13 protein-coding genes and 1 riboswitch are annotated in these 16,725 nt (G+C 73.7%); of the genes, 5 read left to right on the plus strand and 8 right to left on the minus strand.

Features of this window, described 5'->3' with window-relative positions; translation table 11 throughout:
- Positions 1–79 precede the first annotated feature (79 nt).
- Positions 80–1,744 carry an isovaleryl-CoA dehydrogenase gene (locus FHX40_RS06915; RefSeq protein WP_229788749.1) on the minus strand — a complete coding sequence of 555 codons (1,665 nt, stop codon included), beginning with the start codon at positions 1,742–1,744 and terminating at the stop codon, positions 80–82.
- A gap of 329 nt (positions 1,745–2,073) precedes the next feature.
- Here FHX40_RS06915 and FHX40_RS06920 point away from each other — a divergent pair, with 329 nt between their 5' ends.
- Positions 2,074–2,814, plus strand: a complete 741-nt coding sequence (locus tag FHX40_RS06920; protein WP_142258840.1) for a DUF1707 SHOCT-like domain-containing protein — start codon at positions 2,074–2,076, stop codon at positions 2,812–2,814.
- A gap of 20 nt (positions 2,815–2,834) precedes the next feature.
- Here FHX40_RS06920 and FHX40_RS06925 read toward each other — a convergent pair whose 3' ends face one another.
- From FHX40_RS06925 to FHX40_RS06940, 4 genes are all read right to left on the minus strand, one after another.
- Positions 2,835–3,569, minus strand: a complete 735-nt coding sequence (locus FHX40_RS06925; RefSeq protein WP_229788650.1) for a sirohydrochlorin chelatase — start codon at positions 3,567–3,569, stop codon at positions 2,835–2,837.
- A complete protein-coding gene (locus tag FHX40_RS06930; RefSeq protein WP_142258841.1) occupies positions 3,566–4,294 on the minus strand; it encodes a phosphoadenylyl-sulfate reductase in 729 nt (242 codons plus the stop codon). Before FHX40_RS06930 ends, FHX40_RS06925 begins: the two co-directional genes overlap by 4 nt.
- Before the next feature lie 193 nt (positions 4,295–4,487).
- Positions 4,488–4,631 carry an Insertion element protein gene (locus FHX40_RS06935; RefSeq protein ID WP_142258842.1) on the minus strand — a complete coding sequence of 48 codons (144 nt, stop codon included), beginning with the start codon at positions 4,629–4,631 and terminating at the stop codon, positions 4,488–4,490.
- A complete protein-coding gene (locus tag FHX40_RS06940) occupies positions 4,628–6,310 on the minus strand; it encodes a nitrite/sulfite reductase (RefSeq protein ID WP_142258843.1) in 1,683 nt (560 codons plus the stop codon). Before FHX40_RS06940 ends, FHX40_RS06935 begins: the two co-directional genes overlap by 4 nt.
- A gap of 465 nt (positions 6,311–6,775) precedes the next feature.
- A riboswitch (ZMP/ZTP riboswitch) is annotated at positions 6,776–6,880 on the plus strand.
- Between the two features lie 31 nt (positions 6,881–6,911).
- Here FHX40_RS06940 and glyA point away from each other — a divergent pair.
- On the plus strand, positions 6,912–8,174 hold the full coding sequence (gene glyA, locus FHX40_RS06945; protein ID WP_142258844.1) for a serine hydroxymethyltransferase: 1,263 nt from the start codon (positions 6,912–6,914) through the stop codon (positions 8,172–8,174).
- A gap of 296 nt (positions 8,175–8,470) precedes the next feature.
- The gene (gene rsgA / locus FHX40_RS06950; protein WP_142258845.1) at positions 8,471–9,598 is read left to right on the plus strand and encodes a ribosome small subunit-dependent GTPase A; all 1,128 of its coding nucleotides are present in this window, start codon (positions 8,471–8,473) and stop codon (positions 9,596–9,598) included.
- Between the two features lie 631 nt (positions 9,599–10,229).
- Here the strand turns inward: rsgA and FHX40_RS06955 are convergent.
- Both FHX40_RS06955 and FHX40_RS06960 read right to left on the minus strand, forming a co-directional pair.
- On the minus strand, positions 10,230–10,541 hold the full coding sequence (locus FHX40_RS06955; RefSeq protein ID WP_142258846.1) for a WhiB family transcriptional regulator: 312 nt from the start codon (positions 10,539–10,541) through the stop codon (positions 10,230–10,232).
- A gap of 82 nt (positions 10,542–10,623) precedes the next feature.
- The gene (locus FHX40_RS06960; RefSeq protein WP_229788651.1) at positions 10,624–11,523 is read right to left on the minus strand and encodes a sucrase ferredoxin; all 900 of its coding nucleotides are present in this window, start codon (positions 11,521–11,523) and stop codon (positions 10,624–10,626) included.
- A gap of 639 nt (positions 11,524–12,162) precedes the next feature.
- On the opposite strand from FHX40_RS06960, the gene FHX40_RS06965 reads away from it, so the two are divergent.
- Together FHX40_RS06965 and FHX40_RS06970 are read left to right on the plus strand one after the other, a co-directional pair.
- Positions 12,163–13,668: a metallophosphoesterase family protein gene (locus tag FHX40_RS06965; RefSeq protein WP_142258848.1), complete on the plus strand. Its 1,506-nt coding sequence runs from the start codon at positions 12,163–12,165 to the stop codon at positions 13,666–13,668.
- A 73-nt stretch (positions 13,669–13,741) separates the two neighbouring features.
- Entirely contained in the window at positions 13,742–15,436 is a 1,695-nt protein-coding gene (locus tag FHX40_RS06970) for a bifunctional 3'-5' exonuclease/DNA polymerase (protein ID WP_142258849.1), read from the plus strand.
- On the opposite strand, the gene FHX40_RS06975 is transcribed toward FHX40_RS06970, so the two are convergent.
- Positions 15,418–16,716: an MFS transporter gene (locus FHX40_RS06975; protein ID WP_142258850.1), complete on the minus strand. Its 1,299-nt coding sequence runs from the start codon at positions 16,714–16,716 to the stop codon at positions 15,418–15,420. The genes FHX40_RS06970 and FHX40_RS06975 overlap by 19 nt on opposite strands.
- Between the last annotated feature and the right edge of the window lie 9 nt (positions 16,717–16,725).

The raw sequence follows: 16,725 nt of genomic DNA on the forward strand, positions 1-16,725 counted from the left end.
TGCCACTGCCGAACATACGCGCTGCGCGATCACCAGGGTGCGGCGACCCACCCATCGAGATCGAATCCTTGGCGCCCGGCTACCGGGCCGGGGCGGTCCGGCCGCGCTCGATGATCGCGTCGAGGTCGACGCCGGACGGCAGGGTGCCGAAGGCGCGGCCCCAGTCGCCGGACAGCCGGGAGGCGCAGAACGCGTCGGCGACCGCCGGCGGGGCGTGCCGTACCAGCAGCGAGCCCTGCAGCACGAGCGTCATCTCCTCGGCGATGCGGCGCGCGTCGGCCTCGGTGGGCGAGGCGAGCAGCTTGCGCAGCCGGTCGGCGGCGTCGTCGAGCCGCGGGTCGGCGCCGCGGGCCTTGCCGACCTCGGCGAGGTACGCCTCGGCGGCCTCCGGCTCGCGGGACAGGGCGCGCAGCACGTCGAGCGCGGCGACGTTGCCGGAGCCCTCCCAGATGCCGTTGAGCGGCGACTCGCGGAACAGCCGCGGCATGCCCGACTCCTCCACGTAGCCGTTGCCGCCCAGGCACTCCATCGCCTCGGCCGCGTGCATCGGGGCGCGCTTGCACACCCAGTACTTGGCCGCGGCGAGCGCGACCCGGCGGAACGCCCCCTCGGCCGCGTCACCGCGCACGCCCCGGTCGACCGCCCCGGCGAGGCGCATCATCAGCGTGGTCGCCGCCTCGGACTCGAGCACGAGGTCGGCGAGCACGTTCCGCATGAGCGGCTGCTCGACCAGCGGGCGGCCGAAGGCGCGGCGGTGGGTGGCGTGGTGGACCGCCTGCACCACCCCGTGGCGGGCCTGCGCGGCCGAGCCGATCACGCAGTCGAGCCGGGTCATGTTCACCATCTCGATGATGGTGCGCACGCCCCGCCCCTCCTCGCCGACGAGGTGGGCGATCGCGCCCTCGAACTCCACCTCGGCCGAGGCGTTCGACCGGTTGCCGAGCTTGTCCTTCAGCCGCATCAGCCGCATCGCGTTGCGGGTGCCGTCGGGCAGCACCCGCGGCAGCAGGAAGCAGGACAGGCCGCCCGGGGCCTTGGCGAGCACGAGGAACACGTCGCTCATCGGCGCGGAGCAGAACCACTTGTGGCCGGTGAGCGCGTACGTGCCGTCGCCGAGCGGCTCGGCGACCGTGGTGTTGGCGCGCACGTCCGAGCCGCCCTGCTTCTCGGTCATCGCCATCCCGGCGATCAGGCCCCGCTTGGTGGCGGGCGGGCGCAGCCCGAAGTCGTAGGTGCGGGAGGCGAGCAGCGGCTCCCAGGCGGCGGCGAGGGCGGGGGAGTGCCGCAGCGCGGCGACCGCGGCGTAGGTCATCGAGATCGGGCAGTGGTGGCCGTACTCGACCTGGGACCACACGTAGAACTTGGCGGCGCGGGCGACGTGGGCGCCCGGCCGGGCGGACACCCACGGCGCGGCGTGCAGGCCGTGGTCGACCGCCACGCTCATCAGCTCGTGCCAGGCCGGGTGGAACTCGACCTCGTCGACGCGGTTGCCGTACCGGTCGTGGGTGCGCAGGACCGGCGGGTACTCGTTGGCGAGCCGGCCCCATTCCTGCGCCTTCTCGGTGCCGGCGAGCATGCCCAGCCGGTGCAGCTCGCCGACCGCCCAGTCGGCGCCCTCCCGCGTCAGCGCGTCGAGCAGCGCGGGATCGGCGGACACGTCGTGGCCGACGAGTGGCGGGACCTGGTTGACGACCTCGTGGGTGGCGCGGCCCCGGGTGCCCGGTACACCGCCGGACCCGGCGATCGGCCCGCTGTCCGTGCGCTGCGTCGTTCCCTCGCTCACATGAGCCTCCGTTGGCGTCGAGCGATCCTGTTGAGCACCTCTCATCATCCATCGCCATACCCGGCGCGAACAGAGCGTCGCGCGGGGTGCCGGGCCGGCCTGGGCGCCGGTGGGGACCGCCGGAGCGGCCGGTCCGCGGCCGGGGCCGCGCGGTTCCGCCCCGGCCGGAAACGGCGTTTGGGAAATATGATCAACGCCCGATAATTTGCCCGGCCATGACCTGGAGTACCAGCGGAAGTTCCTCCTTGCGGAGGATCGGAGATCCGCCCCGGAAGGCATAGATTGGGGTCATGAGTGACCCCGGCGAACTGAGAGTCTCGGACGCCGAACGGGAGGCCGTGGTCGAGCGGCTGCGCCAGGCATCCGTGGAGGGCCGGCTGACCCTCGCCGAGCTGACCGAACGCACCGAGGCCGCCTACCTCGCCGTGACCTACCGCGAGCTGGCCCAGGTGACCGCCGACCTGCCCGACCCCGGCGTGCGCCCGGCGCCCGCGCCGGCCCCGCGGCCCGAGGGCAGGCGGCGACGGTGGTTCGTCGCGGTCATGGGGGACACCAAGCGGCGCGGCAAGTGGCGGGTGGATCAGGAGATCGGCGCCTGCGCGGTCATGGGCGACGTCACGATCGACCTGCGCGAGGCCGAGGTGCGCGGCAACGAGATCGACATCACGGCGGTCTCGGTGATGGGCGATGTCAAGATCATCGTCCCGGACGGCGTCGACGTCGACCTCGACGGCGTCGCGGTGATGGGCGACAAGAAGGTCAAGGTCGAGGAGGCGCCCGCCGGCCGGAACGCCCCCAGGGTGCGGGTGCGCGCCTACGTGGTGATGGGCGACATCAAGGTGCTCGGGGACGCGCACGCCGACCCGATCCGCCGCGCATGGTTCGCGTGGAGCGACTGGCTGCTGGAGCGCCGCGGCCGCCTCACCGGGCGCGGCTACGACCACCACTTCCGCCACTCGCTCGGCGTGGAGCGCGGCCCCGGCCCGCAGGGCCGCATCCCACCTCCGCCGCCGTCCCCGCCGTACCGCTGACCGGCCGGAGAGCAGACGGCTCAGGCCGGTACGGCGAGCCGCTCGGTGGCGAGGGCGTGGTCGTAGCGCTCGAGCACCACCTCGGCGAGCTCCGGCGCGGCCCCGAGCACGCCGCCCACCGCCGCGGCCCCGGCCGCGAGCGTCTCGCGGCGCACCCGGTCGGCGAAGTACCCGGGCGCGAGCAGGTACGGCGCGACCACCACGCGCGGCGCCCCGGCCGCAAGCAGCCGGGCCACCTCCGCGCCGGGGGCGGGCGCGGCGGCCGACGCGTACGCGGGCGCCACCGCCCACCAGCCGCGCTCCCGCGCCCAGCGCCGCGCGATCCGGGCGATCACCTCGTTCGCCCGGCGGTCGCTCGACCCGGCCGCGACGAGCACCACCGCGGTGGCCGCCGTCTCCTCCGGGTCGCCGACGGCCACCCCCGCCTCGGCGAGCCGCCGCTCGAGCGCCCGCACCAGCAGCGGGTGCGGCCCGAGCGTCGCGCCGTACCGGATCCGGGTGCCGCGCACCTCGCGCAGCACCCGGGGGATGTCCACCCGGCTGTGGTAGGCGGCGGTGAGCAGCAGCGGGAGCACCACCGCCTCGGGCAGCCCGGACAGCACCCGGGCCGGCGTGGGCGGGGCGTGGTCGAGGTAGGACTCCCGCACCGGCAGGCCGGGGCGGGCGCGCCGTACCGCGTCGAGAAGGGCGCGCACGGTGGCGGCGGCGCGCGGGTCGCGGGAGCCGTGCGCGACGGCGATCAGCGGGACGGTCACGTGTGGATACCGCACTCGATCTTGCCGAGCCCGGCCCACCGGCCGCTGCGCGGGTCCTCGCCCTCGGCGACCCGGCGGGTGCACGGCGCGCAGCCGATCGAGGGGTAGCCGTCGAAGTGCAGCGGGTTGACCAGCACCCCGTTGTCGGCGATGTAGTTGTCGACGTCCTCCTGGGTCCACTTGGCGATCGGGTTCACCTTCACCATCTGGCGCTTGGCGTCCCACTCGACCACCTTCACGTTCGCCCGGGTGGGCGCCTCGTCGCGGCGGATGCCGGAGATCCACGCCAGGTACGGCTCGAGCGCCCGGTTGAGCGGCTCCACCTTGCGCAGGTAGCAGCACAGGTCCGGGTTGCGCCCGTACAGCCGGGGCCCGAGGTCGCGCTCCTGCTCCTCGACGGTACGGCTCGGCAGCACGTCGATCACGTTGACGTTGTAGACCTGGCGGACCGCGTCCCGGGTGCCGATGGTCTCGGCGAAGTGGTAGCCGGTGTCGATGAACAGCACGTCACACCCCGGCTTGACCCGGCTGACCAGGTCGATGAGGAGCGCGTCGCTCATCGACGAGGTGAGGCACAGGCGGTCGCCGAAGGTCGCCGCCGCCCAGCGGATGATCTCGAGGGCGGGCGCGTCCTCGAGGTAGGCGGCGGCGGACTCGGCGATGTGCCGCAGGTCGAACGCGGCACGGTTGGCGCGCAGGTCCGCCTCGATGTCCACCAGGGTCATGTCCAGGCACTCCTCACTGCGTGTGGGTCTCGGGGAAGGTCTCGGGACGCGTGCGTCGCGGCCGGTGGTCACCGGCGGTCCTGCGACGGGTTCGCGGCGTGGCCCGCCGGGTGGGTACGGCGGGCACGGTCGCGGTGGGCACGGTCGCGGTGGGCACGGGCACGGATGCGGGCTGCGCGGGTCCGGCCGCCGGTCACGACCGGACCCCGATGCCGAGGAACTTGAGCCGGAACGCCCGGGCGCAGCAGCGGCAGTACCAACCGCCGTCGCCCTCGTACGGCTCCAGGTCCTCCTCGCCGCAGTACGGGCAGTGGAACGGGACGGCGCGCTCGCTCATCGCAGATCGGCCTCGTCGGCGCGCTGGACCCACTCGGCGAACGTCTCGCCCTCGGCGCGCTGCTTCTCGTAGTTGCGCACCACGCGTTCGACGTAGTCGGGCAACGCCTTCGCCGTGGTCTTCAGGCCGCGCACCTTGCGGCCGAACCCGGAGTTGACGCCGAGCGAGCCGCCCAGGTGGATCTGGAAGCCCTCGACCTGGCGTCCGTCCTCGTCGACGACGAGCTGGCCCTTGAGGCCGATGTCCGCGGTCTGGATGCGGGCGCAGGAGTTCGGGCAGCCGTTGACGTTGATGGTGAGCGGCTCGGCGAAGCCGGGCAGCCGCCGCTCCAGCTCGTCGATGAGCCGGCTCGCGGTGGCCTTGGTCTCGACGATCGCGAGCTTGCAGTACTCGATGCCGGTGCAGGCCATCGTCTGGCGGCGGAAGGTGCTCGGGTGCACCGGCAGGTCGGCGGCCTCCAGGTCGGCGACGATGTCGTCCACCTTGTCCGGGGCGATGTCGAGGATGACCATCTTCTGCTCGGTGGTGGTGTGCACCCGGCGCGAGCCGTACCGCTCGGCGATGTCCGCGATCCGGTCGAGCCTGTCGGCGTCGAGCCGGCCGACCTTCGGGGCGAAGCCGACGTAGAAGTTGCCGTCCTTCTGCCGGTGCACGCCGACGTGGTCGCGGCGGCCGCCGCGCGGCGGCGCGGGCGCCGGGCCCTCGGGCAGCGCGTAGCCGAGGTACTCGCGCTCCAGCACCTCGCGGAACCGCTCGACGCCCCAGTCGTTGACGAGGAACTTCAGCCGGGCGCGGTGGCGCAGCCGCCGGTAGCCGTAGTCGCGGAAGATGCCCGCGACGCCCGCCCAGACCTCGTGCACCCGCTCCGGCGCGACGAACACGCCGAGGCGCTTGGCGAGCATCGGGTTGGTGGACAGGCCGCCGCCCACCCACAGGTCGTAGCCGCGCTCGCCGTCCTCGTTCACCACGCCGACGAACGCCACGTCGTTGATCTCGTGCACGGTGCAGTGCGCGGGGCAGCCGCTCACCGCGCTCTTGAACTTGCGCGGCAGGTTGGAGAACGCCTTGTCGCCGATGTAGCGGGAGCGGATGTCGGCGATCTGCGGCGAGGCGTCGATCACCTCGTCGGCGTCGATGCCGGCGAGCGGGCAGCCGATGATGACGCGCGGCGTGTCGCCGCAGGCCTCGGTGGTGTCGAGGCCGACCCGCTCCAGCGCCTCCCAGATCGCGGGCACCGACTCGATCTCCACCCAGTGGAGCTGGATGTTCTGCCGGTCGGTGATGTCGGCGGTGCCGCGGGCGTACCGGCGGGAGACGTCGGCGATGGTGCGGAGCTGGTCGACGGTGAGCCGGCCGCCGTCGATGCGGATGCGGAGCATGAAGTAGCGGTCGTCGAGCTCCTCCGGCTCGAGCACCGCGGTCTTGCCGCCGTCGATGCCGGGCCGCCGCTGGGTGTACAGGCCGTACCAGCGGAACCGGCCGCGCAGGTCGGCGGGGTCGATCGAGTCGAAGCCCCGCTTGGCGTAGATGTCGATGATGCGCTGCCGGACGTTGAGCCCGTCGTCGTTCTTCTTCAGCTCCTCGTTCTTGTTCAGCGGCTCTCGGTAGCCGAGCGCCCACTGACCCTCGCCGCGCGGGCGCTTGTGGTGGCGGCTTGCGGACCTAACCGGGGTTGTCATAGCGCGTCCTTCTCCGGGGGTAATGTCCGGTTTATCTGGCGCGCGGCTCGGCCGGTCCTCCCGGCTCACCGTTGAGGCCCGGGCGGGATGTGGGCATGAAGAAAGACGCCTGCCACGCGCCCAGAAATCGAAGATGGGCGACCGTCAGCGGGCGTCGATACAGATGGCGCTGCGGACACGCAGGAAGTCGACGTGACGGCGCACGACGAGAAGCGGGTCCACGGGCATGTCTCGACGATACCGTGCGGTCCGCGGATCTCCAACGACGGGTCCACACTCTGGACACCCCGGCGTCAACCGCTCGGCCGTGACGCCTGGTACGTCACGGTGTATAGGGGGCGGTCGATGCCATCCGTTGCATAGAAGGTAAATAGGAAAGGCGACAAGGAAGCATGACGAAGGCGGGCGACGCTGAGGCTCCAGGGGGAAATCCCGTGGTCGTGCGCTACCCGGCGTCCGCTATCGTCTAAGGGTCGCGACTGGCGCTGACGCGCCCGCGCGGGCGCGTCGCAAGGTGGGGTACCACCGGGGAGCGAAACCACGTGGGGGCCGTGCGCCTGGGTCACCACGGAACGGGGACGAGAATCGAGGAAGGCGCATAGTGGCTGAGAGATCCCTGGCAACCGTCGATCCGGAAATCGCTGAGCTGATCAAGGCGGAGGAGCGGCGTCAGGCCGACACCGTCAAGCTCATTCCGTCGGAGAACTACGTCTCGCGGGCCGTGCTCGAGGCGACCGGAACCGTGCTGACGAACAAGTACTCCGAGGGATACCCCGGACGGCGCTACTACGAGGGCCAGCAGGTCATCGACCAGATCGAGACGCTCGCGATCGAGCGGGCCAAGGCCCTGTTCGGAGTGCGGCACGCCAACGTGCAGCCGTACTCGGGATCGCCGGCCAACCTGGCCGTCTACACGGCGTTCGCGAACCCGGGTGACACGGTCATGGGCATGGGCCTGCCGTTCGGCGGCCACCTCACCCACGGCTGGACGGTGTCGGTCACCGGCAAGTGGTTCAACGCGGTCCGGTACGGCGTGCGCCGCGACACCGGCCGCATCGACATGGACGAGGTCCGCGAGCTCGCCCTTCAGCACCGGCCCAAGCTGATCTTCGCGGGCGGCACCGCGATCCCGCGCACCATCGACTTCGGGGCGTTCGCCGAGATCGCCCGGGAGGTGGGCGCGGTGCTCGTCGCCGACATCGCGCACATCGCCGGCCTCGTGGTGGGCGGTGCCCACCCCACGCCGGTGGGCCACGCGGACGTGATCTCCACCACGACGCACAAGACGCTGCGCGGGCCGCGCGGCGCCATGCTGCTCACCGACTCCGACGAGTACGCGGCCGCGCTCAACAAGGCCGTCTTCCCCGGCCTGCAGGGCGGCCCGCACAACCACACCACCGCGGCGATCGCGGTGGCGCTCAAGGAGGCGGCGACCGAGGAGTTCAAGGCCTACGCCCACCAGGTGGTGGCGAACGCCCGGGCGCTCGCCGAGGAGCTGCTCGCCCGCGGCTTCGACCTGGTGTCCGGCGGCACGGACAACCACCTGATCCTCATCGACCTCACCTCCAAGGGCGTGGCCGGCAAGCCCGCCGCGCAGGCGCTCGACCGGGCCGGGCTGGAGGCGAACTACAACACCGTGCCGTTCGACCCGCGCAAGCCGTTCGACCCGTCGGGTCTGCGCATCGGCACCCCGTCGGTGACCAGCCGCGGCATGCGCGAGCCCGAGATGCGGCAGATCGCCGCCTGGATGGACGAGGTCATCACCGCGCTCGCCAAGGGCGACCCGGAGGAGACGATCGCCCGCGTGCACCGCGAGGTGAGCGAGCTCACCGCCAAGTTCCCCACGCCGGGCCTCGACTGCTGACGTACGGACATCCGCGCAGCGCCCCGGCCGCCCGGCTCGTCCGCGGTGGCCGGGGCGCTCGCGTCGTCGTGGCCCTGGTGGGCGCGGGGCCGGGGATCGCGACGGCGGGAAATACGGTTGCCGCCCGGGTGCCGGGGCGGCTAGCGTCCTGATGTCGTCGCGGCAGGCGCGGAACCGAAGGGAGTGAGGACATATGCGGGCCGGACTCGGCATGCCCGTGGATCCGTCCGTCCTCCCGGGTGCCCGCCGGAGCTGAGCGCGCAGGGCACCCGGCTCATCCCGAAGGGTGTCCTACGTTGACCACTCCTGGTTTCGATCTTCCTTTGGATCTTCGCCGCCTCGGCTGGACCGGCTCGCTCGCCGCGGACCTTCCCGCCGGAACCGTCCCGGCCCGCGTGGCCCGCGTCGACCGCGGCGCCGCGGAGGTGATCACCGCCGACGGCCCCCGCCGCGTACGGTTCGGCGCCCGGGTGCGCCGGGCCGCCGCCGCGGACCCGGTCGCGCTCCCATGCGTGGGGGACTGGGCCGCGCTCGCCCCGCTCCCGGCCGAGGACGTGGCCGGCGACGGCTTCGAGCTTGCGGAGGTGCTGCCGCGCCGCACCGCGATCGTGCGCGGCGGTGTCGCCCGGCCCTCGCGCGGCGGCCTGTCCGGCGACTCCACCGGTCAGGTGCTCGCCGCCAACGTCGACGTGGTCTTCGTCGCCGAGCCGGCCCGCCACGGCCCGGACCCGGCGAACCTCGGCCGGATCGAACGGCTGCTCGCCCTCGCCTGGGAGAGCGGCGGCACCCCGGTCGTGCTCATCACCAAGGCCGACCTCGCCGGCGACGCGCTGCCCGGCCTGCTCGAGGAGGTGGCGCGGACGGCGCCCGGCGTGGACGTGCACGCGGTCGCCGCCCGGGCCGGGGAGGGGGTGGCGGCGGTGCGCGGCCATATCGGCGGGTCCCGCACGGCCGTCGTGCTCGGCCCGTCCGGCGCGGGCAAGTCCACCCTCGTCAACGCGCTCGCCGGGGAGGAGGTGATGCCGACCCGGCAGGTGCGGGCCCGCGACGGCCGGGGACGGCACACCACCGTGCACCGCGAGCTCATCCCGCTGCCCGGGGGCGGCCTGATCATCGACACGCCGGGCATCCGCCGGGTCGGCCTCTACGAGACGGGGGAGGGCGTCGATCGCGTCTTCGCCGAGGTCGACGAGCTCGCGGCCGGCTGCCGGTTCTCCGACTGCGCGCACGAGAGCGAGCCGGGATGTGCGGTCCTCGCCGCGATCGAGTCCGGCGAGCTTCCGCCGCGCCGGCTGGAGAGCTGGCGGAAACTGCGGCGCGAGGCCGAGTGGATGGCGAGCCGTACCGACGCGCGCCTGCGCGGCGAGCAGGCCCGCAGGTGGAAGGTGATCACCAAGGCGATGCGCGGCCGCAACCGACCCTGATCCGGGTGCCGCGTGGCCCCGGCCGCCCGGACCGCCCGGGAGGCCGGGGCGGCGTGGGCAGGCCGGGGCCGCGGAGGGTCATGGTCCGGCCGCCGGGGAACGGCCGTCGGCCGAGGGCCGCGGCGCGGGCACGCCCGAGCACGCGACGGCGAGGTCATGGCGGGAGGCGGCGCGACCCGGGACGGGGAGACGTCCCGGCCATGGCCCAAGCCGCCGGGCGGGAAACTCCGCATGACCGTACCGGCCGCCCGGGGCCGTGGCCTTGGGCGCGGGCGGCGCGATGCTCGGGTGGCCCGCGGTACGGACCGCTCGTGCCGTACCGTCGCCGATGCCCGTGACCTCGGTCCGCCGGGGCGGCGGCGAGGACCGGTGCGACGGAAACGCCTACCCCGCCGTGATTTTCGTCGCCTCAGACCGGTTTCCGATCGCGCCGAGGGTGGTATGAACACCTCGACCCGCCCTCCGGCGGCGCCGACCGGATCGCAGTGGCGTGCCGGAGGAGCCTGGCTCGGATGTGGCGGACCGGTTGAAGGCGAGGTGGTGCGGGGCAGGCGGAAGTGACCATGTGGCCGCCGCGCAGGCGCAACGACCACATGATCACAAGCAGCTGGGTGTGCCGGGGATGGACGGCTCAGGCAGCGCTGATGCCCGCGCTCGCCGCGCGGCGCATGCGACGCCGGCGCTCGGAAGCCCGCTCGTCCTCGTTGAGGCCGCCCCACGTGCCGTACTTCTCCGGCCGCGACAGGGCGTAGTCAAGGCATTCGACGCGGACGGGGCACTGGGCGCAGATGGCCTTGGCCTTGCGCTCGCGCACCTCGCGCTCGGGCTGCCGCTCGCCATCGGGCCCGAAGAAAAGCACAAGGTCCTCTCCCCGGCACGCGGCATCATCCTGCCATCCCCAACTGGGGCGGGGGCGGGCGATCTGCCGACGTACCTGAGACATGAGACAACCACCTTAGGTTGAGAGGTATTTCGTATTTATGCCGCATTGGAGCTTACTGGCGTCCCTGTTTCCAACGCCGGAATTAGCCGTGATGTTCCCCGCTCCCGGAGGAGCTGAAGGCCAGGGCGTACTGGTCAGGGTCGAGCCTGTCCAGTGAGGCCAGCCGGTAGGTGGTGATCGTCTCGGCGCAAGCCGTTCCGCATGGTGGGGTGAACACCGTGCGCTCGACCACAACCCGATACCGCGCGCCGCCGCTGGAGACAACGATCTCAGTGGCGTCGCCGTCAGGCCTGGAGGATTCCACGGCCACTCCGCCTACCGAGAGCTCACCCGTCAGGGAACGGACGAAGTGCTCGGCGGCCTGCAGTGGCTCAGGGATGCCTGCGCGTCCCCGGAAACGGTCGAGAACGACCTCGCCGCGCCGGTACGCGCTCGCCGCCGCGATCGCAGCAGCCTGAGACATGCTGCCGTAGTAGAGGCCGTGTGGCAAGCATACGAGGTTGGCGGCGTAGCGATCGCCGCCAACATGTGACGTTTCCCATACCAGGCCCGGTAGTTCCGCGCCCAGTGCCCTCGCCAGCGGCAGTCCAATGCGGGCACAGCACGCGTTGCGCTTGGCGTGCGTGCAGACCAGAAATACCGGCTCGTCCCTCAGTATGCAGGACTCCGGAACCACTCCGTGCACGAGAGACCGCAGGTCAAGATCCCTAAGGTCCGCGAACCGGCCCTCCGCGAGCCACGGCCGGTCGCCCACCGCGTACGCGACCAGCACGTGGAAGGGCTTTCCGGCGTCGCCGGCCGTCGCCTCGGACGCCGTTCCGGCAACAGGATTCGCTCTGCGCGAACGCCGCTCCCCGGGCCTGCGGATGAGCTGGACCCGTACCCCGAGCTCCTCGGCGCGCCGGACCAGGTCGGCGAGCGACTCCGGAAGCGCGCTCTCCGCCACCGAGCGGGCCCACGGCCCGGGGTGCTCCACCAGCACCCAGTACCGCGCTCCGACCGTGGCACTGGCGAAGAGCGGAACGCTCCCCGTGTGACACCCCGTGGGATGGTCACAACCCCTGGCCCGCGGCGCGCTCTCGAACAACGGCTTCCCCCGAATCGGCAGACTGCTTAGGTAAGACTAACCTAACGCCTCTGGCACTGTTCTGCCCCCTCGACCCCCAACAACACCTCCCGGTTTCTCAAATCACCTCGGCTGCCCCGATCCGGCGGCCGGAAACGGGCCGCTCGCGTCAGACCCGCCGCCACGCCCGGGAGCGCACCCCGGTGAGCCACCCGTGGGTACGGGCCCTCGTGGGCCGCTGGGAGGCGCTGAGAGGCCGTCTCGGGGGCCGGCGACGGGCGTGCCGGGGATCGAGCCGTACGCCGCCGGACGGGCGCTCTGGCGGGATCACGCGGCGGAGATCGGCGAGAGCCTCGCCGTCCGGGTTCCGGGGCGCGCCGCGGAGGACATGGAAACGATCATGGAGTACCTTTCCCGGGCGCGCCGGGAACACGGGCCCGGGCGGGCCGGTGCGCCGGCCGGTGACGTGGCCGGGTGAGGCCGGGCGGACGCCTGGTTTGAGCGGATCTTCGATTTCGCCGCGATTCGCGGCATTGCCGGGCCATGATTGGCATCATGGTCGATGTCGCGAAGATCGCCGAACGGGGTGGGCGGGTCTCGTCGCGTACATCGGCGCTGGGCGCCGGGTGGGAGTGTGACCGGATCGGCACGTTCGCCGATCTCGTGCCGGACGGGAACGGCTTCACCTGGCTCAACCCGCGCACGCTGTGGCGGTCCCGCAACGAGGTCATCGCCCAGCTGTTCGGCGACCCGTCCCCGGCCGCCCGCCGCCGCTGGGTCGCGGCGCTGCGGGAGCGCGACGGCGACGGGGACTTCCGCATCGACCGGCGCGACCTCGGCGACACCTGCTCGTTCCTCGTGCTCGGCGACACCGGCGAGGGCGACGCCTCGCAGTACGCGGTCGTGCCCGTCATGCTCAAGGTGGGCGCGGACACCGGCTTCGCGATCATCGCCAGCGACGTGATCTACCCGACCGGGTCGGGCAACGACTACGAGGACAAGTTCTTCCGGCCGTACCAGGACTACCCGGCCCCGATCTACGCCGTGCCCGGCAACCACGACTGGTACGACGGCCTCGGCGGCTTCATGCGCGTCTTCTGCGGCATGCCGCTGATCGACGGCATCACGCCCGGCGGGCTGCGCGGGCTGCTGTGGCGCAAGCCGGAGCGGATCGACGAGGAGCGATTGGCCCGGGCGGCGGCCCGCCGCTCCCGGCCGGAGCAGGCCGCCCGGCAGCCGGGGCCGTACTGGGTCATCGAGCTGAACCGGCTGCTCGTGGTCGGCATCGACACCGGCATCATCAACGGGATCGACGCCGAGCAGGGCGCCTGGCTGCGCCGGATCTCGGCCGACCCGCGGCCCAAGGTGCTCGTCACCGGCAAGCCGATCTACGTGAACAACGAGTATCACCCGTGCCCGATCGAGGGCGGCGGCACCGTCGACGACATCGTGCGCGACCCGGCCCACCGGTACGTCGCGGCGATCGGCGGCGACGTGCACAACTACCAGCGCTACCCGGTGCGGGTCGGGGACCGGGTGATCCAGTACATCGTCTCGGGCGGCGGCGGCGCGTTCACCCACGCCACGCACACCATCCCCCGGGTGGACGTCGCCGGGGTGGCCGAGGACGAGTTCCGGTGCTATCCGCTGCGCGGCGACTCGCTGTCGTTCTACAGCCTGCTGTACAGCAGGCGGCTGCGCATCCGGTCGCTCTACCTCACCCCGGAGGAGGCCGTCGAGATCATGTCGGCGGCGGTGGGCAACGAGCCGCCCCGGCCGAACGTTGGGGACGGGCCGCGCATCACCCGCCGCATGCGCCTGGCGGCCCGGCTGCTCGGCGCCCTGCCGTTCCCGTTCCACCTGCCCGTGGGCAAGCTCTTCCACCGCTACGTCTCGGAGCTGGCCGACCACGACACCCCGCCGTTCTTCAAGAGCTTCCTGCACGTCTCGGTGACCCCGGCCGAGCTGCGCATCCGCTGCTTCGCCGCCACCGGCTGCCTCGCCCAGGAGATCGACCCGCCGCTCGAGGACGAGGTGGCGATCCCGCTCGCCCCGCCCTGACCGCGGGCCGTACCGGTCGCGGAGACCGGACCTCGGGCGGCCGGGCGTGGGAGAGGCGAGGGAGAATCGCGATGTGTACGTCGCGGTGGCACCGGGGGAGCACGGCGGGGGAACGCTCCGGCCGCTCGGCGCGGACCGGGACGGGACCGCCGGGCCGCGCATGGTGACCGACCTCGCCGCGGCCGTACGCGAGCTGGAGGCCGCCGAGGCGCCGCGCTGGGTGTGGGCGGACACCCGGGCCGTCTACCCCGCCCTGCTCGCCGCAGGGGCGCGCGTGGGCCGCTGCCACGACCTCGCGCTCACCGAGGCGCTGCTGCTCGGCTACGAGGGCCGGTACGGCGAGCCCCGCTCGGCCCGGGCCGCGTACGCCCGGCTGCACGGCCTGCCGGTGCCCCCGGACGAGGACGTGCCGCCGGGCCGCGACGACCCGGCCCAGGCCGCCCTGTTCGACCTGCGGGCCCTCGACGCCTCGGCCGGGATCGGCGGTACGGCCCGCCGTGCACCGCCGTCCGGCACCGCCGGGCCGGGCCCGGCCGAGATCGACCTGGTGGCCGAGGTGCACGCCGACCAGGAGCGCCGCATCGCCGCCACCGCCGACCCGCGCCGGTTCCGGCTGCTGGTGGCCGCCGAGTCGGCCGCCGCGCTCGCCGCCGCCGAGATGGCCCACGAGGGCATGCCGTGGCGGCGCGACGTGCACGACGCCCTGCTCACCGAGCTGCTCGGCCCCCGGCCGCCGCACGGCCTGCGCCCGGCCCGGCTGCAGGCGCTCGCCGACGAGGTGAGCGCCGCGTTCGGCCGGCCGGTCAACCCCGACTCCCCGCAGCAGATCCTCAGGGCGTTCCGGGCGCACGGCATCGAGATCCCGTCCACCCGGTCCCAGGTGCTCCGGCAGATCGACCACCCGGCCGTGGCGCCGCTGCTCGCCTACAAGGAGCTCGCCCGGCTGCACAGCTTCCACGGCTGGGCGTGGGCCGACCAGTGGGTGCGCGGCGACCGCTTCCACCCCGAGTACGTGGTCGGCGGCGTGGTGTCGGGGCGCTGGGCCACGAGCGGCGGCGGCGCGCTGCAGATCCCCAAGGCGCTGCGCCGGGTCGTGGTCGCCGACGCGGGCTGGACGCTCGTGGTCGCCGACGCCGCCCAGCTCGAGCCGCGGGTGCTCGCCGCGATCTCCGGGGACCGGGGGCTGGCCCGGGCCGCGGGCGAGACCGACCTGTACGCGGCGCTCGCCCGCGACTTCGGCGGCGCCCGCGAGAGCGCCAAGATCGCGCTGCTGTCCGCGATGTACGGCGGGGCCTCCGGCGACGCGGTACGGCTGCTCGGCGTGCTGCGCAGGCGCTTCCCGCAGGCCTACGGGTACGTGGAGGAGGCGGCCCGGGCGGGGGAGGAGGGGCGGCTGGTGCGCTCCTGGCTGGGCCGTACCTGCCCGCCGCCGTCGCGGCGCTGGCGGGAGCTGGTCGCCGGGCCGGAGGGCGCCCGCGCCGCCCGCGACCGGGGCCGGTTCACCCGCAACTTCGTGGTGCAGGCCACCGCCGCCGAGTGGGCGCTCACCCTGCTCGCCGTGCTGCGCGGGCTGCTGCCGGATCCGGCCCGGCTGGTGTTCTTCCAGCACGACGAGGTGATGGTGCACTGCCCGGCCGAGCAGGCCGGCGAGGTGGCCGCCCTCGTGGAGCGCGCCGCGGAGCGGGCCACCCGCCTGCTGTTCGGCGACACGCCCGTGCGGTTCCCGATGCGGGCGGTCGCGGTCGCCTGCTACGCCGACGCCAAGTGAGCCCGGCGGGCGGTGACCGCGAGCCATGCCGCGGCGCCGGCGACCAGGGCGCCGACGGCCGCGCCGAGCACGCCGTACGACAGCGAGCCGACGACCAGCCCGGCGAGCACGGTGCCGCTCGCCCCGCAGACGTTCATCAGCAGGTCGGACAGCCCCTGGACGGCGGGCCGCCGCTCGATCGGGGCGGACTCGGTGAGCAGCGCCGACCCGGCGACCAGGCCGCACGACCAGCCGGTGCCGAGCAGGAACAGCCCGGCGGTGACCTGGGTGACCCCGTGCGGGGCCGCGCTGCCCGCGAGGACCGCGGCGGCGAGCAGCTGCGCCATGCCCGCGAGCAGCACCGGGGTGCGGCCGAACCGGTCGGCGAGCCGGCCGACGACCGGGGAGAACACGTACATCCCGGCGATGTGCAGGCTGAACACGACGCCGATCGCCGAGACGCTCGCCCCGCCGTGGTCGAGGTGGATCGGCGTCATCGACATGATCGACACCATCGCGGTGTGGCTCACCGCGATCCCGGCGATCGCCCGCCGGGCGTCGAGCGACTCGCGGACCACCTGCCAGCCCAGGCGGAGGGTGCCGGGGCGGCGCGCGCCCGCCGTACCGCCGCCCGCGGCCGCGTCCGGCTCGGCGGTGCCGAGCGAGCGGGCCACGCGCAGCGGGTCGGGCCGCAGGGCCGCGGCGATCACCACGGCCGCGAGCAGGTACATGATCATGGCGAGCGCGAACCCGCCCGCGTCCACCGGCAGGCCCAGCGTCGCGAAGGCCCGCCCGGCGGGCTCGGCGAGGTTCGGCCCGGCGACCGAGCCGACCGTGGTCGCCCACACGACCAGCGACAGGTGCCGCGCCGCGCTCCCGGGCGGGGACAGGTCGGCGGCCGAGTACCGGGCGGCGAGGTTGCCCGCACTGCCCCCGCCGAACAGCACGAGCCCGATAAGCAGCAGCGGCCACGAGCCCAGCGGCACCGCGGCGGTGGCGACGAGCGCGCCGAGCGTCGCCACGCCGTACGCGAGGGTCAGCCCGGCCCGCCGCCCCGACCGGGTGCCCAGCCGGGCGACGGGGAGGGCGAGCAGCGCAGCCCCCAGCACCGCGGCCGTGCCCGCGAGGCCGCCGATCGCCTCGGAGCCGGAGAGCCGCGCCGCCACGAGCGCGCTGAGCGCGATCCCGACGGCGACGCCGATGCCGCTGATGATCTGGGCGGTACAGAGCACGGCCAGGGTCCGGCGCTGGACGCGCGCGACCTCGGGGGAGAGGGCCGTGCCGAGGGCTGATGCGGTCATGGGCAAAGT

Source organism: Thermopolyspora flexuosa (assembly GCF_006716785.1).
Taxonomy (GTDB): domain Bacteria; phylum Actinomycetota; class Actinomycetes; order Streptosporangiales; family Streptosporangiaceae; genus Thermopolyspora; species Thermopolyspora flexuosa.